This window comes from Nocardia rosealba, from assembly GCF_020216065.1.
GTDB lineage: Bacteria > Actinomycetota > Actinomycetes > Mycobacteriales > Mycobacteriaceae > Nocardia > Nocardia rosealba.
This window is the reverse complement of record NZ_JAIWNA010000001.1, coordinates 1,378,538-1,399,225: the sequence shown is the minus strand read 5'-3', so window position 1 is coordinate 1,399,225 and position 20,688 is coordinate 1,378,538. Positions and strand designations below refer to the sequence as shown.

Sequence of the window (20,688 nt, the reverse complement as noted above, 5' to 3'; positions counted from 1 at the left end):
GAGGACCCTGATGTATCCCGCGCCAGTCCAACGACCGCCCAGCGGCGGGACGGCGATCGTCGCCGGGATATCGGCGCTGGTCGGCGGGCTCCTCGGAGTCGTCGGGATGATCGCCGCGATGGTGCGGATGGTGACGTCGGACTACCCGCTGTTCGCGTGGGGGTACGCGCCCGCGTGGGTTTCCATCGTCTCGGCAGTGCTGTTGGTGGTCGACGTCGTCGCGGCGGTGCTGCTGTTGATCGGTGCGATCATGCTGTTCCGGCGCGGGAAGTCCGGGCCGACGATGGTGGCGTTGGGCTGCGCGGGGGTCATCGGCGCCTACATGGCCGGGGTGATCACCTCCGTCGCGCAGTTCGGGCACTTCGATATGGGCAGCCGTATCTTCCGTGAGGTGGTGTTCGGGCAGTCGGCCATGAACTCGCTGCTCGGACCGCACGTCGATCTGCCGTGGTTCCTGCCGATCCTGCTGCTCGTGTTCCCCGCGGTGACGTTCCTGCTCGCTCTCCTGCCGTCGACACGAAAGTGGTGCGGACGAGGAAATCAGCGGCCGACTTGGGCACCAGCCGCGCCCCGGATGCCGTATCAGCACCCCGGCATGCCGCATGCGCCCGGATACGCGCCACCACAGGCACAGTGGGCTCCACAGGGACACCCGCAGGTGCCGCGGCCGCAGGACGGATACCGATAAGGAGCGCATTCCGGGTCCACCCTACTGAACATCGCGCGACAACGGCGACGAACTAGGCGAGAGTGGGTCCGAAGGCTTTCACCCGAGAGGATCTGCCCATGTTCGCCCGTTCTCCGCACCGCACCGCGATCCGGGTCGCCGTGATCGGTGCCCTCGTCGCCGCTCCCCTGGCCGGCGTGACCGCACAGGCTTCGGCTGCGCCCGAGACACCCTCGCAGTCCATCGAATTCGTCGATCGGAACGGTCATCACGACAACGGCCTGCACCTCGGCCACCACCCGCTGCGAAAGCTGCTGCACCACCTGCTGCCGCACGGTGCCTTCGGCAGCGTGGACTGACCCACCGGGATCCGTGGGACAAGACCCGCGATCCTCATCCCGTCCCGGCCCGGTCCGGATCTGTCGCGCGGACGAACCGGGATCCCCAATCGCTCACGACGGCAATGAGTTCCGGCGGTCCGATGACGGTGAACTCGGCTTCCACCCGGCCGAGGAGGTAGGTGGGCCAGTCGAGAGAGTCGACGGTCTGCTCGACGCGGGTGCGGTTGCCCGGCAGAGGTGTGATGGTGCACCAGCGGCCCACCCGTGAGCGGACGTGCTCGGGGGGCGCTTCTATCTCGGCGACCACCGTGTAACCCGTTCGCGCACCGCCTATTCCGTTGCGAACGAAAGTAGCCGCATCGGGAGCGGGCAGCTCGCGAGAGCGGAAGTGGATGCCGGTGGCGTGGGAGTCGGTGAGGCGGTCCACGCGGAAGGATCGCCAATCGTGGCGGGTGAGGTCGTAGGCGACGAGATACCAGCGGCGGCCGAGGGAGACCAGGCGGTGGGGTTCCACTTCGCGGGTGCTCGTCCGACCGTCGGCGGCGGTGTAGGTGAAGGTGAGGCGCTCCTCCCGACGGCAGGTGAGGGCCAGGTCGGTGAGGACCGAGGGGTCGACGTCGGAGAGCGGGACGGCGTGCCAGCCGGCGGAAACGGTCATGGCGCGCAGGGCATCGACGCGGCGGCGCAGCCGGGCGGGCAGGACGGTGCCGAGTTTTCCGAGAGCACGCACGGACGGTTCGGCAAGGCCGTCACCCGCGCCTTCGGAACCGGCCTGTAGACAGACGGTGATCGCGACGGCCTCGTCGTCGTCGAGCACCAGCGGGGGCATGGCCGCGCCCGCGGCGAGCTGGTAACCGCCCTCGATGCCGGGGCGAGCGTCCACGGGGTAGCCCAGGTCGCGCAGGCGGTCGATATCGCGGCGCAGGGTGCGCGGTGACACCTTCAGCCGCGCCGCGAGTTCGGTGCCCGGCCAGTAGCGGTGGGTCTGCAGCAACGACAGCAACCGCAGGGTGCGTGCACTGGTATCAGCCATATTTCCAGTATCCGTCCATTGCGGACAGAAACTGACCGCAATACCTTCTACCTTGGGATTCATGACCGAAACAGTGCTCGACACCGAACGCGCCGACCTCCTCGAGATGCTGGCCAAGCACCGCTACTTCCTGCGCAACACCACGCGCGACCTCAACGACGAACAGGCCGCGCTGCGTACCACCGTGAGCGAACTGTGCCTGGGTGGGCTCATCAAACACGTGGCCGCGGTGGAAGCGAACTGGGCGAAGTTCATCGTCGATGGCCCCGCGGCGGGCCCGAGTTTCGACTCGATGACCGAGGAGCAGCTCGCGGAATGGAGCAATGCCTTCCGCATGCTGCCGGGCGAGACGCTCGCGGGACTGCTCGCCGAATACGACCAGGTCGCGGCCCGCACCGATGAACTGGTGCGCACGCTGCCCGACCTGAACGCGACCCAGCCGCTGCCCGAGGCGCCCTGGTTCGAACCCGGCGGGCGGTGGAGCGCGCGACGCACGTTCATGCACATCATGACCGAGACCGCGCAGCACTCCGGCCACGCCGACATCATCCGGGAGGCCCTCGACGGGGCTAAGTCGATGGGCTGAGTTCGCTCAGCAACTCCTCGGCTGCCGCGCGATGCTCTTGCGCGGCAGCCGGATCGGTGTGGTCGAGGACTTCGGCGATGCCCTGGTTCGCTCGGGCCTGCTCGAACCGGTACCCGAGTCGTGGTGCGAGTTCGAGGGTTTCGTTGTACAGGCGTAGTGCCTCGTCGGAAAGCCCTGCCAGTCGGCATGTTTCGGCGTAACCGTTGAGGAAGTGGATCTTCCAGTGCGGTTCGAACAGGTCGTCGAGCAGGGCGAAGGCCTCGCGGTGGCTGTCGAGGGCCTCGTCGTAGCGGCCCATTTCCCGCAGGGCGACACCGCGACAGTTCAGGCACCACGCCTCGTTGTGTTTGTGACCGTCGGCGCGGGCGGCGGTCAGCGCGCTGTCCAGATGCCGCAGGGCCGCGTCGGGTTCGTCGGGGGCGATCGAGACGCCGAGGGCGATCCGGGCCTGCAGCGACGGCGGCTGGTCCGGGCCGTCGGCGGAGATGTCGAGCGCGCGTCTGGCCAGGTCGGCCGCCTCGTCGCGTTTGCCGAGCTGCAGCATCGCCCAGGCCTCGCCCGCGAGCGCGTCGGCGGCGCTCATCGGACAGCCGCTGCGCGTGTACAGGTCGTAGGCCTGGCGGAACAGTTCGAGCGGTTCGGTGACATCGCCTTCGTCCCAGCGCAATTGGGCGCAGCGCATGGTTAGTTCGGCGCGGGGCAGCAGGTCGCCCGCCTCGGCGACCAGTGGGGCGGCGGCGGCATAGGCGGCGGCCGCCTCGGCCATGCGGCCGGCGTTGTAGCGGGCGAATCCCAGATCGCTGTGGGCTTCGGCCAGCTGGCGCGGATCACCGAGTTGCTGTGCGGCGCTGAGGGATTGCTCGAACAGGGCATTGAGGTGGGTGGTGCCGCAGCGCCGCGCGAAGAAGGTACGCAGGAAGCGTGGCAGTTCGCAGACGTGCTCGTTGGCGCCGATCTCCACGGCGGCGTAGAACACCGCCATCAGATTGGTGTACTCGCTGACGAACCAGAAGAAGGCGACGTCACGATTCGGGAAGTGCGGCAACGCTTTCGGGGCGGGACCGGCCGACACGGGACGGGTCGGTGACAGGAACGGCATGGCGGCGTCGGCGGCGGCCGCGGTGTGCACGTAGTAGTCGAGGATGCGGCGCACTGCCCGTTCGCGGTCGGCGTCGGTGTCGTGTTCGGTGCTTGCCTGGCGGGCGTGCCTGCGCACCAGGTCGTGCAGCCGGTAGCGACCCTCGGCGGGTTGCTCCACGAGGTGGGCGTCGAGCAGGTCCTCGAGCATGTCGCGCGCGGCGCGCAACGGCACATCGGTCACCGCCGCGGCGACGTAGTCGGTGAAGGTGGAGCCGGGCACCAGGCCGAGCAACCGGAACAGGCGACGCTGGTCGCGATTGAGCTGACGCACCGACATGCCGAACGCGGTGTCGAATTCCGTTGCGCCTTCGGCCATTCGCTCGACCAGGATACCCACCGACCAGCCGGGCCGATGCCGCAATCTGGCTGCCGCGAGCCGCAGGGCCAGGGGCAGATTGCCGCACAGCCGCAACACTTCCGCCGCCTGCTCGGGTTCCCTGGCCAGCCTGCCGTCGGGGCCCCGCGAATCGCCGCTGGCGCGGGCGAGCAGCTCGGCGCTCTCCTCGGGGGTGAGCACGTCGAGGGTCACCGGCGGCACCTCGTCGAGTTCGAGCAGGCGGTTGCGGCTGGTGATGATGGCGACCGATTCGCCTGCGCCGGGCAGCAATTGGCTCACCTGGGCGGCGTCGGCGGCGTTGTCGAGCACGATCACCGCCCGCAATCCGGCCAGTTCCGAACGCCAGCACGCCGCGCGCAGTTCGACTCCGCCGTCCTGCGGCACCTTTTCCGACGGGACGCGCAGCGCCGAGAGCAGCGCGCGCACGGCGGCGTCGGGATCGAGGGGCTGACGGCCGTCGGTGAAGCCGTGCAGGTCGAGATACAGCTGGGCATCGGGGTATTCGGCGGTCAGCTGGTGTGCGGCGTGTACGGCCAGCGACGATTTGCCGACACCGGCCATGCCGTCGATGGCCACCACCCGGTTCGTTCGGACGGCGGCGAGCACCTCGGCCAGGGCTTCTTCGCGACCGGTGAAGTCGGGGACGTCGCGGGGCAGGTCGTTGCGTGGGGGGACGGCTTCGGCGGGCAGGTTGGGCGGGGCCACCTGGCGGCTCGTCTTGGGTGGGGCGGGCAGCGGGTTGTTGGCGCGCTCCCACAGCGGGCGCAGCGGGCGCGGGTCGCGCTTCACCAAGCGGCACAGTTCCAGCACGGCAGGCCACGGCGGCACGGTCTGCCCATTGAGATAGCGCGACAGCGACGACGAACTCAGTCCCGTGTCGCGCGCCAGCGCCCGCACCCCGCGCCCGGAAAGCTCCTGGAGCATGCGCAGCCGCGCGGCCAGCTCGTCCTGCGGGTATGCCCGCTGTTGCACCACCACTGTTCCGCACTCCGTGTCCCGGTATGAAACGACAATTTTCCCGCCGGAAATCCGAAGGTCAGAGCCGTTTTCCACTGTCCCAGAGTGTCCCACAGACCTCGTTTCGAAGCACGCGGCGGGCTGTTATGGAGACACACCGCGAACAGCGGAAAGCAGCGAAACCGAGGAGAACATCATGCAGTCCCGTATGCAGAACCCCGCGATGATCCTGACCGGCGCGATGGGCCCGATCCAGGAGATCTTCGGCGCGATCAACAGCGGTGGCGTGGAGGGCGAGATCCTGGAGCTGGTGCACCTGCGGGTCAGCCAGATCAACGGCTGCAGCTCCTGCGTCGACGCGGGCACCAAGACCGCACGCAAAGCCGGTGTCAGCGAGGAGCGCCTCGCCACCGTCGTCGCCTGGCGGGAAACGCCCTACTTCAGCGACGAGGAACGCGCCGCACTGGAACTGGCCGAGGCCGCCACCCGGATGGCCGACCGCCCCGACGCCGTCACCGACGAGGTCTGGGACCACGCCGCCAGCTACTTCGACGAGCGCCAGCTCGCCGCCATCGTGCTGATGATCGGCATCACCAACATGTTCAACCGGCTCAACGCCACCACCCGCCAGATCGCCGGAGCCTGGGGCTGAGCCCCCTCACACCACCCGAAAGGACCACTGCCATGAGCACCAAGCAGCAGACCCACAGCGGATTCTCCCGTTGGATGCAGCACAAGATGAACGCCCGTATGAACCGCAAGATCCGTGGCGGCAACGGCACCTTCATGGGCATGGACGTGCTCATCCTGCACACCGTCGGCCGCCGCAGCGGCGAGCCGCGCCAGACCCCGATCTCCTGGTTCGCCGACGGCGAGGGCGGGTGGCTGCTCGTGGCCTCCGGCGGCAAGAACGGCGACCCCGACTGGTTCCGCAACCTGATGGCCCACCCCGAGCACGCGACCATCGAACTGCCCGGTGACCAGCCGATTCCGGTCACACCGCACGTGCTCACCGGTGCCGAGCGGACGAGCGCCTGGGCGGCGATCACCACCGCTGCGCCGCGCTACGGCAAATACCAGGACAAGGCGGGCCGGGAGTACGCGGTCGTCCGGCTCACCGCGTGAGGATGCGGTTGCGCAACGAAACCCCGACGGCCCTTCGACCGGTTCTAGACTGATCGAGGGGCCGGGGCCGGGCGCCCGAGACGGACGCACCGGTGACACGAGGCCGGAGGCGATCGTGGGCTATCCAGGATATCCACCGGGCGGACCGTATCCGCCCCGCCCGTCGCCGTGGCCGTGGATCCTCGGCACGCTCGTGGTCGTGGCCGCGCTGGCGGTCGGCGTGATCGCGGCGGGCATCTTCGTCGTCACGCAACGCGACAAGAACACCGAGGCAGCAACCGTCCCACCCCCGAGCGCGCAGACGATCGCCGCGACCAACGCACCCCCGGAAGCCGCCGTCGACCCGCAAGCCGCGGCGTTCGCCACCTTGCGCGCCCGCGCCGACAGCGACCGGCCGTTCGTGAGCGCGAATCTGAGCGAACGATGGGTGCCACAGATCTCGGCCAAACGCACCGGACTTGTCGCGCCCGATGTCGACGGACGGGTTGTCACCTGGACGAACACCGAAATCCTCGCCCAGCATCAGCGGCTGCGTCAGCAGTATCCCGGGACTCGCCTGATCTGGAGCGACGAGTGGAACACCTTCGATCTGCGGGGTTGGTGGGTCACCCTGGCCGGTGCCACCTTCGCCGAACCCGACTCGGCCAACGCCTGGTGCGATGCGATGGCCATCTCGGCCGACGAATGTTTCGCCAAGCTCGTCAGCAATTCCCGCGGCCCGGCGGGCACCACGAAGTACCGCTGATCAGGCGGGCAGCAATCGGGAGATCACCTCGGTGAGCTGGCGGACATTGCGGCACTCGTGCATGGTGACGATGTCGGTGTAGGTGTCGGCGGCCGAATCGCCCGTCGACCACGAACTCGACGGCTCCGGATTCAGCCAGTACACGGCCTTGGCGCGCTCCGACATCGCTTCCAGCGCAGCCAGATTCGGGTCGGTGCGGTTGGTGCGAGCATCACCGAGGATCAAGACGCATGTCCGCGGGCCGAGGGCGTCGAGATAGCTGTCGACGAAACCCTGGAAGGCCTCGCCGTAGTTGCTCGACCCGAACCGCGCCACCCCACCCTCGCGCACGATGTTCTGCGCGAAACCGGACGGCGGGGGCTCGCCGGGGGTGAAGAAATGGGTGATCTCGGCACAGGTGTCGACGAAACCGAAACTGCGGACCTTGCTGAACTGGTCCTGCAACGCCTGCACCAATTGCAGAGTGAACTCTGAGAACCCGGTAACCGAGCCCGAAACATCCGCCAGCACAACGAGATCGGGACGACCGTGGCGGCGGGCGCGCAGCACCGGGTCGACGGGCACGCCACCGGTCGCCATCGAACGGCGCAGGGTGCGGCGCAGATCGATCTGACCACGCACCGCCTTCTTACGGCGCACCGCCAACCGGGTGGCGAGTTTGCGGGCCAGCGGGTGCACGAGCCTGCGCATCTCGGCGAGGTCCTGTTCGCGGGCACCGAGGAAATCCGTTCGGTCCGCGGAGTTCTCGACACCACGGCGGGCGATGTAGTCGGTGCCGCGCAGTTCAGCCGAGCGCAGGCGGGCCTCATTCTGCACCGCCGTCCGGAACTGGTCGACGCGGCGTCGCGCTTCGATGGTGTGCACGGCCGCATCGAATTGCCCTGTGCCGCCCATTGTCTGAGCTACTTGTTCGGAAATCTCGTCGGGGCGTAGAGATTTCATCGTCAGATACGACGACCAACCCGCACCCGACGCCTGCGTCACCCGGCCCGCGCTCTCCCCCGCCCCGCCGTAGGCGCCGAAGGTGTCGAGCGCTTCCCTGGCCAGTTCCGCCGTATCGGCGCCCTGGACGAGGGTGGCGATCAGGCGGTCGCGCAAGGACTCCTGGTCGTCGCTCGAACGCGGCGCGGGGAGGTCGGTACCGAGGAAATACAGGTCGAAGAGCTGGTCGAAGACCGAACGCTGACCGTTGCGGCGCAGCAGGCAGGCAGCGAGGCCCGACCGCAGGCGCGCGGTGTCATCCATGCCGAGTGCGACGATCGCCGAGGCGGCGTCGACAGTCTCGCTGGGACCGGCGAAGATGCCGTGCTCACGCAGCAGACCGACGAAATCCACCAGGCGATCGGTGGGCGCGGTCATGGGCGCGGACTCTCCCCGTCCAGAGCCAGACGGTCGACGGCGAGGCGATGGTCGGACTGATATTTAAGCAGCACACCGAGCGTCGAGCGCACCACCGACGAGGTGATCTCCCGGGTGCGCAACACCACCAATGTCTTTGCCCAGTCCACTGTTTCGGCGATCGACGGCGCTTTGCGCAACGGCAGCTGACGCAGCGCGGCGACTGTACGAACCACGGGCTCGGCCAACGTCTCGTCCAGTTCCGGCACCTTCAAGCGGACGATCGAACGCTCCAGCTCCGGGGTCGGGTAATCGATGTGCAGGTACAGGCAGCGCCGTTTCAGGGCCTCGGACAGGTCGCGGTTGGCGTTCGACGTCAGCACGACGAACGGGCGGCGCACGGCCTTGACCGTGCCCAGTTCGGGGATCGAGATCTGGAAATCACCGAGCACCTCGAGCAGCAGACCCTCCAGCTCCACATCGGCCTTGTCGAGTTCGTCGATGAGCAGGACGGTGGGGTCCGGATTGCGGATGGCCGCCAGGAGCGGCCGGGCCAGCAGGAACTCCTCGGAGAACACATGATCGCGCGTACTGTCCCACCCCTCACCCGAGGTGGCGGTGATGCGCAACAGCTGCTTGGCGTGATTCCACTCGTACAGCGCGCGTGCCTCATCGATGCCCTCGTAGCACTGCAGCCGCAGCAGATCCGCGCCCGCCGCGGCGGCGACGGCCTTGGCCAGCTCGGTCTTGCCGACACCGGCGGGGCCCTCGATCAGCAGGGGCTTGCCGAGATGATCGGCGAGGAAGACCGCCGTCGCGATGTCGAGGGACGGCAGATAGCCGGCCGCTGCCAGCCGGTCGGTCACCTGGTCCACCGAGGGAAAGAAGTTACTCATCAGTAATGAGTATATCGAGGGGTTTCCAACGGCTGCGGCAGCGGCCCGGAGTCACGACGACCTGGCGATGGCGGCGGCGATCCCGTCGAGGATCAGCTCCAGACCGAAGGTGAAATCGTCGTCCGCCGATTCGTCGTCCGGCGGGATATCGGCGAAGGCCTGGGCGGTGAAGAGAGCCGCAATCTCGGGCAGACCGGACAGGTCGACGGCCGACACATCGCGCTGATAGGCGTCGAGGTCCTGTGCCTCGCTGCGCTGGTCGGCGCCACGCCGTTCGGCGATGCTCCGGTCGGTGACGAACGCCTGGCGCACATATCCACCGACGACGGTGATCGCCCCGATCTTCGCGCGCCAGTCCAGGCCGGTGTCGCGCAGCGCGGCGAGCCCGGCGTTCATCCAGGCCAACGCGTTGCTCCCGCGCGGCGGTCCGGTAACGGGGATCCGAGTGATCCAGGGGTGGCGGGCGAAGACGGTGCGCTGGCCGTTCGCCCACTCTCGCAGGGCCGGACGCCAGTCACCGGCAATAGTCGGCGGCGGGCCGAACGCGGTATCGACCATCAGGTCGGTGAGGCCGCCTTTGGAACCGATGTGGCGGTAGAGCGACATCGGGGTGACGTCCAGCGCGGCAGCGACTTTCGTCAGCGACGCAGCACCCAAACCCGCCTCGTCGGCGAGGGCGATGGCGGTCGCGACGATGCGCGGTGCGTCCAATTCGGCTGGACGGCCGACGCGTGGTCGTGGCTTGCCGGTCACCGTCTCCTCATTCATCTGGGCAACCGCCAATTTAACATAGGCCTTATAGTTTAAGGCTTATACTAACGTGGTGGCCGGGGCATACGACCTGGCAGTGAGGTCGGATAGCTATGGGTATCAGGACAATTCAGCGCATCACCGGCGCCGCCGCAGTCGCCGGCGCGGGATGTACCGTGGGCGTGCTTCCGCTGTATTTCGTCTACTCAGGGGCGCCCCCGGACGCCAATGTGCTCACCAGGTGCCTGCTCGGCCTGATCGGCGCGACCCTGTTCCTGGTGTTCATGAGCGGATTCGCGTACCTGGTCAAGCAGCGCGATCCGGAACGGGAATGGTTCGGATCACTGGCCGCCGCGGCCGGAACAGCATGGCTCGTAATCGCTCTCGTCTCTACCGGACTCGAGATAGGTGCGGTCATCGCGGCTCCCGACCCGATCGACCCCACGATCACCGTCAGTGGAACCTACGTGCTCTACGGGTCCATCTCGCGACTACTCGAGGGGTTGTTCCTGGTGGCGTTCGCGATCGCGGCCGCGCGGTTGCTCCCCCGCTGGTGTCGCGTCGTCAGCGGGGCGCTCGCGGCGGTGAATTTCGCCTTCGTTCCGTCGTTATACTTCGGGAACACACCGGCCGAGTTCTACGCAGCCAACGGGTGGGGCACCACCGCGACCGTCGGTGGTCTCATCACGCTGTGGTTCCTCGCGATCGGCATCGCACTGCTGCGGTCGACGGACGCCGATCGACCTGGACAGTCAGTACGGGTCGGCGGCGGCCGGTACCCGGCCGGAATCGATCGCGGCGAGTAGGGAATCGCGGTCGGCGGCGGTCTGGTCGGCGTAGGCGAGGGCGAATTCGCTCATCGCCTTGTCGAACTTGTCGCTGTCGCCGAGATAGGCGTTGATGGCGAGGGGGTCACCGGAGCGGGCGTGAGCGCGGGCGAGCACGCCACCGCACAGGGCGGCGTACCCGGCGAGCTCGTGGTGGGTGAGGGCGCCGATGTCGACCGAGCCCTTCATGTCCTTGAGCTGACGCCAGTAGAAGTAGTTGCCCGCCGGACCGGTCGCCCAACCGAGGAAGATGTCGCTGGCGGCCTGCATCAGCCGCTGCCCCACCACCACCCGATGGCCCTGGTGCTGATACTTGCTCGGCTTCGTATGCGCGGCGAGCACCGACTTCTCGGCCTGCTTGACCTGCAGAAACAGCGGGGCGCCCGATTCCTTGTCCATGAAGAGCACGATGAAACACCGGGTACCGACGCTGCCGACGCCGACCACCTTCATCGCCATGTCGACCACCGTGTGGCGATCGAGCAGGATGCGGCGTTCGTCGGGCAGGCTGCGGCGGTAGTCGTTGAGGACCTCCTTGACGTCCTTCTCGGTGAGCGTCTCGATGGGGACGAGCAGCGGCGGCTGATTCTTGATCCGAGGGCGGCCGTCGGAATCGGGTTCGGTGAGCTTCTCCAGCGCGTCGAGGCTGGTGCGGGTGCGGGCCGACTTGATCGTCTTCTCCGCGATCTTGCGGCGCTTCTCCTTCGGGATCGTCGCGGTGACCTCGTCCGCGTCGACGCGTTCGTACCAGATGGACAGCGAATCGAGCTCGGCCATCGCGGCGATCGCCTCCCGGTACCCGCGCGCGGCGGCCTCTGCGGCCCGCCCGGCCTGATGATCCGGGCACTCGTTGTCGCGGGCGGCGACGGCGACGCTGGCAGCCAAGCGTTTGACATCCCATTCGAACGGACCGGGCAGGGTTTCGTCGAAGTCGTTCACGTCGAAGACGAGATTGCGTTCCGGCGAGGCGTACAACCCGAAATTGGACAGGTGCGCGTCACCACAGAGCTGCACGGTCAGCCCGGTATCCGGACCGCTCGCCAGGTCGGCGGCCATGATCGCGGGCGCCCCACGCAGAAAAGTGAACTGCGAGATGGCCATTCGCGCATACCGGATCGGCAGCAACTCCGCCACCCGCGACTCCCCCTGCCGCTCCAGAATCGTCACCGGATCCTCCCGCCCCGGCCCCGCACCCCACTCCCCCAACCCCGACCGCGAAACCATCTTTCGCGCCGCACGCCCCAACTCCACCGCATCACGATCGAATTCCTCGACGGTTGTCATCGGGCAAGTCTGCCGCTACCTGCCCGCGACGGCAAGGACCAGCGCTCCGATACCTCGATCCTCGACCCCGCAAACCTCATGCAAACCGAAAGGGCCCGTCCGCATTTCGGCGGACGGGCCCTTCACGAAACGACTTACGCGGTTTCGGTGATGGGGCGGTCGACCCAGCTCATCAGGCCGCGCAGCTTGGCGCCGGTGACCTCGATGGGGTGCTCGGCGTTGGCCTTGCGCAGGCCCTCGAGCTCGGTGTTGCCGTTCTCGACGTTGGCGACCAGGCGCTTGACGAAGGTGCCGTCCTGGATATCGGACAGGATCGCCTTCATGCGCTCCTTGGTGCCGGCGTCGATGACACGCGGGCCCGACAGGTAGCCACCGAACTCGGCGGTGTCGGAGACCGAGTAGTTCATGCGGGCGATGCCGCCCTCGTACATGAGGTCGACGATCAGCTTCAGCTCGTGCAGCACCTCGAAGTAGGCCATCTCAGGGGCGTAGCCCGCCTCGACCATGACCTCGAAACCGGTCTTGACCAGTTCCTCGGTGCCACCGCAGAGCACGGCCTGCTCACCGAACAGGTCGGTCTCGGTCTCTTCCTTGAAGGTGGTCTTGATGACGCCGGCGCGGGTGCCGCCGATGCCCTTGGCGTAGGACAGCGCCAGGGCCTGGCCCTCGCCCTTCGGGTCCTGGTCGACGGCGATCAGGGCCGGAACGCCCTTGCCGTCGGCGAACTGACGACGCACCAGGTGGCCGGGGCCCTTCGGGGCGACCATGGCGACGGTGACGTCGGCCGGGGGCTTGATCAGACCGAAGTGGATGTTGAGGCCGTGGCCGAAGAACAGCGCGTCGCCGTCCTTCAGGTTGGGCTCGATGTCGTTGGTGAAGATCGACGCCTGGGCGGTGTCGGGCGCCAGGACCATGATCACGTCGGCCCACGCGGAAACCTCGGCGGGGGTGCCGACGGTGAGCCCGGCCTCTTCGGCCTTCGGGCGCGACTTCGAACCCTCGGCCAGGCCGACGCGCACGTCGACACCCGAGTCGCGCAGGCTCAGCGAGTGCGCGTGACCCTGGCTGCCGTAGCCGATCACGGCGACCTTGCGGCCCTGGATGATCGACAGGTCAGCGTCGTCGTCGTAGAACATCTCGACTGCCACTTGATTGGTCCCTTCTGATGATGGTTAAGAAAAGTTATCGCGGAGGTCGCTGAGGTCGGCTCAGCGGGTGGCGGTGATGGACTTGGGACCGCGGCCGACGGCCACGACACCGGACTGCACGATCTCGCGGATCCCGTACGGCTCGACCATGCGCAGCAGCGCGTCGAGCTTGGAACGAGTGCCGGTCGCCTCGATGGTGAGCGCGTCGGGCGACACGTCGATCACCTTGGCGCGGAACAACTGCACGGCCTCGATCACCTGCGTGCGCACCGAGGCGTCGGCCCGCACCTTCACCAGGATCAGCTCGCGGGCCACCGACGCGTCGGCGTCCTGCTCCACGATCTTGATGACGTTGATCAGCTTGTTGAGCTGCTTGGTGACCTGCTCGAGCGGCAGATCGTCGACGGTGACGACGATCGTCATGCGCGAGATCTCGGGAATCTCGGTGCCGCCGACGGCAAGAGACTCGATGTTGAAGCCGCGGCGCGAGAACAGGCTCGCGACACGCGCCAGCACGCCCGGCTTGTCCTCGACGAGAACGCTCAGCGTGTGGGTGGTGCTCATGCCGCCACCTCGCTGTCGCTCGGCGTCGGCACGATCACCATCGTGGCTGTGCCCATTCGGCGCTCGCTGCGCTCGCTCATGCTTCGGTGCCCTTCTCGAATGCCGCCTGCTCACGTTCCATCGCCTCGTGGATGACGGCGGGTTCGGAGACCTGCTCGTCGTCGTCGAACAGCGGGCGGATACCGCGGGCGAACATGATCTCGTCGTTGCTGGTGCCCGCGGCGACCATCGGCCACACCTGGGCGTCCTTGCCGACGATGAAGTCGATCACCACCGGGCGGTCGGTGATGGCCTGGGCCTGGCGGATGGCGTCCTCGACCTCGTCTTCCTTCTCCACGCGGATGCCGACGCAACCCAGCGCCTCGGCCAGCTTCACGAAGTCGGGGATGCGCAGGGTGTGCGTGCCCAGATCGGTGTTGGAGTAGCGCTGTTCGTAGAACAGGGTCTGCCACTGGCGGACCATGCCGAGGTTGCCGTTGTTGATGAGCGCGACCTTGATCGGCACACCCTCCACCGCGCAGGTGGCCAGCTCCTGGTTGGTCATCTGGAAGCAGCCGTCGCCGTCGACCGCCCAGACCTCCTTCTCCGGAGCACCCATCTTGGCGCCCATGGCCGCGGGCACCGCGTAACCCATGGTGCCGAGGCCACCGGAGTTGAGCCAGGTGCGCGGCTTCTCGTACTTGACGAACTGCGCGGCCCACATCTGGTGCTGACCGACGCCGGCGCAGTACACCGCGTCGGGCCCGGCCAGGCGGCCGAGGGTCTCGATGACGTATTCCGGCGACAGCGAACCGTCGCTCGGGGTCTTCCAGCCCAGCGGGTAGTTGTCGCGGATGTCGCTGAGGTAGGCCCACCACTCGGTGAGGTTCAGCAGCGGCGCCGCACCGGACTGCGGGTCGGCCTTGAGGGTCTCGATGAGCTCGATGATGACCTCGCGCGCGTCACCGACGATCGGGACGTCGGCGTGGCGGTTCTTGCCGATCTCGGCCGGGTCGATGTCGGCGTGGATGACCTTCGCGTCGGGCGCGAAGGAGTCCAGCTGACCGGTGACGCGGTCGTCGAAGCGGGCGCCGAGGGTGATCAGCAGGTCCGACTTCTGCAGGGCGGCAACAGCACCGACGGTGCCGTGCATGCCGGGCATGCCCATGTTCAGCGTGTGGCTGTCAGGGAACGCGCCACGCGCCATCAGGGTGGTGACCACCGGGATGCCGGTCAGTTCGGCGAGCTCGAGCAGTTCGGCCGAGGCGTCGGACTTGATGACACCGCCGCCCACGTAGAGCACGGGCTGCTTGGACTCGAGGATCATCCGGGCCGCCTCGCGCACCTGCTTGCCGTGCGGCTTGGTGACCGGACGGTAGCCGGGCAGACGCATCTCCGGCGGCCACGAGAACGTGGTCTGGGCCTGTAGCGCGTCCTTGGTGATGTCGACAAGCACCGCGCCCGGACGACCGGAGGCGGCCAGATAGAACGCCTCGGCCAGGATGCGCGGGATGTCGGCGGGATCCTTCACCAGGAAGTTGTGCTTGGTGATCGGCATGGTGATGCCGGAGATGTCGGCTTCCTGGAAGGCGTCGGTGCCGACCAGGCTCGACGGCACCTGGCCGGTGATCGCCACGATCGGGACCGAATCCATCTGGGCGTCGGCCAGCGGGGTCACCAGGTTGGTCGCGCCGGGACCAGATGTGGCCATACACACACCGACCTTGCCGGAGGCCTGCGCGTAGCCGGTCGCCGCGTGACCGGCGCCCTGCTCGTGGCGCACCAGCACGTGGCGGACCTTCTTCGAGTCGAAGAGGGGGTCGTAGACGGGAAGGACCGCACCGCCCGGAATACCGAATACGGTGTCGACGTCGAGCTCTTCGAGGGACCGGACCACCGACTGCGCGCCGGTGACGCGCTCGGGCGCGACCTGGCGACGGGCGGGGGTGGTCGCCGGGTTAGCGGCTCCCGTTGAAGGCGCTGACCTGCGGGCCGATGGCCCGGGTCGTGCGGTAGGTGCACTCACCGTCTTCGTTCCTAACTGTGTTGTTCTGACTCCGGACTGGCGCGGAATTCGCCGGAACACAAAAAAGCCCCCGATCAGCGCATGGCTGTTCGAGGGTGGCGCGTCGCAACGCGAGCTGACGTATTCGACTCAGGCAGTCAGGCTCAACGCTGGACGCGCCGGCCGAGTACGAGCTCGCTTCGATTCACGGCTACGACGTTATTCGTGTGTGAACCGATGAGTCAAACAGGCTACCTTTCGTGTCCCATTATGTGGGACACGAGTGGTTGCGTGGGTCCGTATACCGAGATGCGAGGATGGTGGGGTGTCATCACCGCATCAGTCCGTGCCACCGGCTAAATCGTCCCACACCGCCGACGAGACGACCGCGACGGGTCGGCCCGCGCGACCCGGTGGCCTGCGCGCCGCCGGTCCCGGCAGGCTCGCGGCCATCGCCGCGGTGGTACTGGCGTACCTGATCTTCGTTGTCGTCGGCACCGTCCAGGACTGGTCGCTCGGGCTGCGGATCGGGCTGATCGTGCCCACCGCGGTCGTCGTGTGGTTGCTGATTCCACGCAGAGAGAGCGGGCCGATGCCGGGCGTGCACGTGATCGGCGTGCCGAGGCTCGCCTACATCGGCGTGCTCGTGCTGGCGTTCTGCGTGTTCTTCGCGTTCGTCGGCTGGCCGATCGCCCTGTGGTGGCTGCTGCTGGCGCCGGTGATCGCGGTGTGGTGGGTGATGCGCACGCACACAACGGTTTCCGATGCGGGGCTCGACCTCTCCACGATGGTCTCCTCGAAGCACCTCGACTGGGCACAGGTCAAGGGCATCAGCATCCCCAAGCGCGGTTACATCCGGGCCCGGCTCGCCGACGACTCCGAGGTGAAGCTGCCCGCCGTGGGTTACGACCGGTTGCGTGAGCTGATCGAGGCATCCGAGGGCCGGCTGCCCGATGTCTTCGCGGCGGCCGAGGAGGCCGAGGCCGAGCGGATCGCGGCCGAGCGGGCACAGGCCGAGGCGGATGCGTCGACGGATGTCGCCCCCGCGACAGAGTCGGCGGCTTCGCCCCACACCGACCCCGCGCCCGAGAAGAAGGCCGGTGCCGAACCCGAGGAGCCGGACGCGCCACGGTGACGTCGGCGGTATGACCGCGAGCACTGTGGGAATCCACACGATGCCGCACAGAGTTGCACCGGTAAGCTGACGGCACCGGGCACCCTCGCGCCGACGGCACCACCGCGGCGACACCCTCCGGAGCGACACTCCCGCCTCGAGCCCGGTTCCCCACCCCAGCACCGACGACCGGCGCGACGCGACCACCGCCCGCCGGAGTAACGTGCAGGGTTGCCGGACGCACCGCGCCCGCGCTCTGTGCCGCGCAGGTCAGCCCCCTGCGCGTTCGCCGCGAGCGCACCCAGCGACATTTGACGAGGACTCCCATGCCACCGCTTCGCTCACGCACCACCACCATCGGCCGCAATGCCGCGGGCGCTCGTTCGCTCTGGCGCGCGACCGGCATGACCGACTCCGATTTCGGCAAGCCGATCATCGCGATCGCGAACTCCTACACCCAGTTCGTGCCCGGCCACGTGCACCTGAAGAACATGGGCGACATCGTCGCCGAGGCCGTGCGCGCCGCCGGTGGTGTGCCGCGTGAATTCCACACCATCGCCGTCGACGACGGCATCGCCATGGGCCACGGCGGCATGCTCTACTCGCTGCCGTCGCGCGAGATCATCGCCGACTCGGTCGAGTACATGGCCAACGCGCACACCGCCGACGCGCTGGTGTGTATCTCCAACTGCGACAAGATCACTCCCGGCATGCTCAATGCCGCGATGCGCCTCAACATCCCCGCCGTGTTCGTCTCCGGTGGACCGATGGAGGCCGGTAAGGCCGTGGTCGTCGACGGTGTGGCGCACGCGCCGCTCGACCTGGTGAGCGCGATCTCGGCGAGCGCGAGCCAGGCGGTGTCCGACGAAGGCCTCGACGAGGTCGAGCGGTCCGCTTGCCCCACCTGTGGTTCGTGTTCGGGCATGTTCACCGCGAACTCGATGAACTGCCTCACCGAGGCGCTCGGCCTCGCACTGCCCGGCAACGGTTCCACTCTCGCGACGCACGCGGCGCGCCGGGCGCTGTTCGAGCGGGCGGGCACCGTGATCGTCGATATCGCCAAGCGCTGGTACCAGGACGACGACGCCTCCGTGCTGCCCCGAAACGTCGCCAACGCCAAGGCCTTCCGCAACGCGATGGCCCTGGACGTGGCGATGGGCGGTTCCACCAACACGGTGCTGCACACCCTCGCTGCCGCTCAGGAAGGCGAGATCGACTTCGATCTGCAGACCATCGACGAGATCAGCCGCCGGGTGCCGTGCCTGTCGAAGGTGTCGCCCAACTCCGACTACCACATGGAAGACGTGCACCGCGCCGGCGGCATCCCCGCCATCCTCGGTGAGCTGCGCCGCGGCGGGTTGCTCGAGCTGGACGTGACCACCGTGCACACCGCGAGCTACGAGGAATTCCTCGACACCTGGGACATCCGCTCGGGCAAGGCATCCGAGGAGGCCCTGGAACTGTTCCACGCCGCCCCCGGCGGGGTGCGCACGGTCGAACCGTTCTCCACCAGCAACCGCTGGTCCTCGCTCGACACCGATGCCGCCGGTGGCTGCATCCGCGACATCGAGCACGCGTACACCGTCGAAGGCGGGCTGTGTGTGCTGCGTGGCAACATCGCCCCCGACGGCGCGATCCTCAAGACCGCGGGCATCGACGAGGAACTGTTCACCTTCGAGGGACCGGCCGTGGTGGTCGAGTCGCAGGAGGAAGCGGTGTCGATGATCCTCGGCAAGAAGATCCAGCCCGGCGATGTGGTCGTCGTGCGCTACGAAGGCCCCGCCGGTGGTCCCGGCATGCAGGAGATGCTGCACCCCACCTCGTTCCTCAAGGGCCTCGGCCTGGGCAAGGTGTGCGCGCTGATCACCGACGGCCGCTTCTCCGGCGGCACCTCGGGTCTGTCGATCGGTCACGTCTCCCCCGAGGCCGCCTCCGGTGGTGTCATCGGCCTGATCGAGAACGGCGACCGCATCCGCATCGACGTCCACACCCGCGCCCTGGAGGTGCTGGTGTCCGACGAGGTGCTCGCCGAACGTCGCGCGAAGATGGAGGCCTCCGAGCGGCCGTGGCAGCCGGTGAACCGTGACCGCCCGGTCACCACCGCTCTGCGCGCATACGCCGCGTTGGCCACCTCGGCCGACAAGGGCGCAGTCCGCCAGCTGCCGTAGCCGAAACCAGTCAGGCCCCTCACGGAGTCCGTGAGGGGCCTGACTCGTTCCCATCCTAGGCGAGGGCGGGTTGTTTCGGTTGCGTCGGTGACTCGTCGTCGCGGCCGGTTCGGGCGGGGATCAGGGCGGTGGCAACCAGGCCGAGCAGGATGAAGCCCGCCGCGAGGTAGGCGCCGGTGTGCACGCCCGAGGTCATCGCGGTGCGACCGACTTCGGCCACCTGCTGTGTATCCGGTTGGGCGGCGAAGCCTTCGATGGCCGCGCCCGCGCTGCCGGTGACGGCGTGGGCGTACTGCTGAGCTTCGGTCGCGGGCACGCCGGTTGCGGTGAGGTCGTCGTCGACCCGCGCGCTCAGGGTGGTGAAGAAGACCGTGGTCAGCAGGGCGATGCCGAGGGCGGAGCCGAGTTGACGGAAGGCGCTCTGGATGCCGGAGGCCTGACCATTGTCGGCTTCGGGAATGTCGGCCAGGACCACATTGGTCACCTGGGCCGTCGCGAAACCGACGCCGATGCCGTACAGGAACAGCACCAGCGCGACCGACCACCACGAACTGTCGGTAGCGGCGAAGAAACCGAGCGCGGCCAGCCCGACCACCTCGAGTCCGAGGCCGAGCCGGACCAGGTTCAGCGGTGACGCCGACCCGGCCATGCCGAAGCTCACGCCGCTGGCGACGAAGCTGCCGATGGCGATCGGCACCAGGGCGAGTCCGGCTTGCAGCGCGCTGTAGCCGAGGGTGAATTGCATCCACAGCGGCAGCACGGCGACGATGCCGAACTCGCCGAGACCGATGATCAGGGTGGCGATATTGCCGTTGCGGAACGAGGCGAGCGAGAACAGGCTCAGGTCCATCAAGGCCTTGTCGGCATTGCCGGTGCGACGCAGCAGCACCTGTCGCACCACGAACCCACCCAGCGCGAGCGCACTGAGCACAAGTGCGACCAGAACGGGCGAAGGACCGCTGCCCCAGCTGAATCCGCCGATCTCCATCTGCTGCACGGTGCTGATCCACCCGTAGGTGCGGCCTTCGACGAGACCGAAGGCGAGCAACCCGAGCCCGAGCACCGACAGCAGGGAGCCGAACACATCGAGGCGGCCCGCCACCTTCGGCGACGGCGCGATACACGTCAGCACACCGACCACGATCAGCACGGCCAGCGGCACGTTGATGCCGAATGCCCAACGCCACGAGGCGTGTTCGGCCAGCCACCCGCCGAGCAGCGGGCCGAGTGCCGCCGCCGCACCGATCGTGGAACCCCAGACGGCGAACGCCTGACCACGTGCTTTACCGGTGAAGGTGGCGTTGAGCAGGGCCAGCGAGGTGGGCAGGATCATCGCCGCGCCCGCACCCTGCAGGAACCGGGCGACGACAAGCAGGCCGCCGTCCGGTGCGAGCCCGGCCAGGATGCTCGTCGCACCGAACACCACCACACCGGTGACGAACATCCTGCGCGCACCGACGATGTCGGCGACCCGGCCCACCACCAGCAACAGCGCCGCGAAGACGATCGCGTAGGACTCCTGAATCCATTGCGCCTCGGCAGAACCCGTCCGCAGGTCTTCGATGATCGACGGGATGATCACGTTCACGATCGTGGTGTCGACCACGATCAACGCCACGCCGAGGGCGATGGCGATCAAGCCGAGCCATCGGCGAACGGACGAATCCTGACTCATCGTCACTCC

At 67.9% G+C, this 20,688-nt stretch carries 19 protein-coding genes; 9 read left to right on the top strand and 10 right to left on the bottom strand.

Going from position 1 to position 20,688, the window contains the following annotated elements; translation table 11 throughout:
- Positions 1-10: 10 nt before the first annotated feature.
- Positions 11-688 carry a hypothetical protein gene (locus LDL21_RS06335; protein WP_225279135.1) on the top strand — a complete coding sequence of 226 codons (678 nt, stop codon included), beginning with the start codon at positions 11-13 and terminating at the stop codon, positions 686-688.
- Positions 689-786: 98 nt separating this feature from the next.
- A complete protein-coding gene (locus LDL21_RS06330) occupies positions 787-1,026 on the top strand; it encodes a hypothetical protein (protein WP_181698424.1) in 240 nt (79 codons plus the stop codon).
- A 34-nt stretch (positions 1,027-1,060) separates the two neighbouring features.
- Here the strand turns inward: LDL21_RS06330 and LDL21_RS06325 are convergent, their stop codons facing one another.
- Complete coding sequence (locus LDL21_RS06325) at positions 1,061-2,041, bottom strand: helix-turn-helix transcriptional regulator (protein WP_225279134.1); 981 nt, start codon at positions 2,039-2,041, stop codon at positions 1,061-1,063.
- Between the two features lie 61 nt (positions 2,042-2,102).
- Between LDL21_RS06325 and LDL21_RS06320 the strand changes: the two genes are divergently transcribed.
- The gene (locus LDL21_RS06320; protein ID WP_181698422.1) at positions 2,103-2,627 is read left to right on the top strand and encodes a DinB family protein; all 525 of its coding nucleotides are present in this window, start codon (positions 2,103-2,105) and stop codon (positions 2,625-2,627) included.
- On the opposite strand, the gene LDL21_RS06315 is transcribed toward LDL21_RS06320, so the two are convergent.
- Positions 2,611-5,082 carry an ATP-binding protein gene (locus LDL21_RS06315; protein WP_225279133.1) on the bottom strand — a complete coding sequence of 824 codons (2,472 nt, stop codon included), beginning with the start codon at positions 5,080-5,082 and terminating at the stop codon, positions 2,611-2,613. The genes LDL21_RS06320 and LDL21_RS06315 overlap by 17 nt on opposite strands.
- Before the next feature lie 175 nt (positions 5,083-5,257).
- Here LDL21_RS06315 and LDL21_RS06310 point away from each other — a divergent pair, with 175 nt between their 5' ends.
- The 3 genes from LDL21_RS06310 (at position 5,258) to LDL21_RS06300 (ending at position 6,931) form a co-directional block, all read left to right on the top strand.
- Positions 5,258-5,713 (top strand): carboxymuconolactone decarboxylase family protein, encoded by a 456-nt coding sequence (locus tag LDL21_RS06310; protein WP_181698420.1) that lies wholly within the window; start codon positions 5,258-5,260, stop codon positions 5,711-5,713.
- A 32-nt stretch (positions 5,714-5,745) separates the two neighbouring features.
- The gene (locus LDL21_RS06305) at positions 5,746-6,186 is read left to right on the top strand and encodes a nitroreductase family deazaflavin-dependent oxidoreductase (RefSeq protein ID WP_225279132.1); all 441 of its coding nucleotides are present in this window, start codon (positions 5,746-5,748) and stop codon (positions 6,184-6,186) included.
- A 115-nt stretch (positions 6,187-6,301) separates the two neighbouring features.
- Positions 6,302-6,931, top strand: a complete 630-nt coding sequence (locus tag LDL21_RS06300) for a hypothetical protein (RefSeq protein ID WP_225279131.1) — start codon at positions 6,302-6,304, stop codon at positions 6,929-6,931.
- On the opposite strand, the gene LDL21_RS06295 is transcribed toward LDL21_RS06300, so the two are convergent.
- Genes LDL21_RS06295 through LDL21_RS06285 form a run of 3 tightly spaced genes read right to left on the bottom strand, consistent with a single transcriptional unit; the run spans position 6,932 to position 9,933 of the window.
- A complete protein-coding gene (locus LDL21_RS06295; protein ID WP_225279130.1) occupies positions 6,932-8,290 on the bottom strand; it encodes a vWA domain-containing protein in 1,359 nt (452 codons plus the stop codon).
- Positions 8,287-9,165, bottom strand: coding sequence for an AAA family ATPase (locus LDL21_RS06290; protein WP_225279129.1), 879 nt, complete (start codon positions 9,163-9,165; stop codon positions 8,287-8,289). Before LDL21_RS06290 ends, LDL21_RS06295 begins: the two co-directional genes overlap by 4 nt.
- 51 nt (positions 9,166-9,216) lie before the next feature.
- Positions 9,217-9,933, bottom strand: coding sequence for a TetR/AcrR family transcriptional regulator C-terminal domain-containing protein (locus LDL21_RS06285; RefSeq protein ID WP_225279128.1), 717 nt, complete (start codon positions 9,931-9,933; stop codon positions 9,217-9,219).
- Between the two features lie 95 nt (positions 9,934-10,028).
- Here LDL21_RS06285 and LDL21_RS06280 point away from each other — a divergent pair, with 95 nt between their 5' ends.
- Positions 10,029-10,721, top strand: a complete 693-nt coding sequence (locus LDL21_RS06280; protein WP_225279127.1) for a hypothetical protein — start codon at positions 10,029-10,031, stop codon at positions 10,719-10,721.
- On the opposite strand, the gene LDL21_RS06275 is transcribed toward LDL21_RS06280, so the two are convergent.
- The 4 genes from LDL21_RS06275 to LDL21_RS06260 form a co-directional block, all read right to left on the bottom strand.
- Positions 10,668-12,026 carry a DUF2252 domain-containing protein gene (locus tag LDL21_RS06275; RefSeq protein ID WP_181698413.1) on the bottom strand — a complete coding sequence of 453 codons (1,359 nt, stop codon included), beginning with the start codon at positions 12,024-12,026 and terminating at the stop codon, positions 10,668-10,670. The two genes, LDL21_RS06280 and LDL21_RS06275, sit on opposite strands and share 54 nt — an antisense overlap.
- 134 nt (positions 12,027-12,160) lie before the next feature.
- Entirely contained in the window at positions 12,161-13,162 is a 1,002-nt protein-coding gene (gene ilvC / locus LDL21_RS06270) for a ketol-acid reductoisomerase (RefSeq protein WP_174550273.1), read from the bottom strand.
- Between the two features lie 72 nt (positions 13,163-13,234).
- Positions 13,235-13,738, bottom strand: coding sequence for an acetolactate synthase small subunit (gene ilvN / locus LDL21_RS06265; protein WP_019048314.1), 504 nt, complete (start codon positions 13,736-13,738; stop codon positions 13,235-13,237).
- A 76-nt stretch (positions 13,739-13,814) separates the two neighbouring features.
- Positions 13,815-15,743: an acetolactate synthase large subunit gene (locus LDL21_RS06260; protein ID WP_181698412.1), complete on the bottom strand. Its 1,929-nt coding sequence runs from the start codon at positions 15,741-15,743 to the stop codon at positions 13,815-13,817.
- A 304-nt stretch (positions 15,744-16,047) separates the two neighbouring features.
- Between LDL21_RS06260 and LDL21_RS06255 the strand changes: the two genes are divergently transcribed.
- Positions 16,048-16,857 (top strand): PH domain-containing protein, encoded by an 810-nt coding sequence (locus LDL21_RS06255; protein WP_225279126.1) that lies wholly within the window; start codon positions 16,048-16,050, stop codon positions 16,855-16,857.
- A 305-nt stretch (positions 16,858-17,162) separates the two neighbouring features.
- Positions 17,163-19,004: a dihydroxy-acid dehydratase gene (ilvD, locus tag LDL21_RS06250; RefSeq protein WP_067493257.1), complete on the top strand. Its 1,842-nt coding sequence runs from the start codon at positions 17,163-17,165 to the stop codon at positions 19,002-19,004.
- 55 nt (positions 19,005-19,059) lie between these two features.
- Here the strand turns inward: ilvD and LDL21_RS06245 are convergent, their stop codons facing one another.
- Positions 19,060-20,679, bottom strand: a complete 1,620-nt coding sequence (locus LDL21_RS06245) for an MFS transporter (RefSeq protein WP_225279125.1) — start codon at positions 20,677-20,679, stop codon at positions 19,060-19,062.
- Between the last annotated feature and the right edge of the window lie 9 nt (positions 20,680-20,688).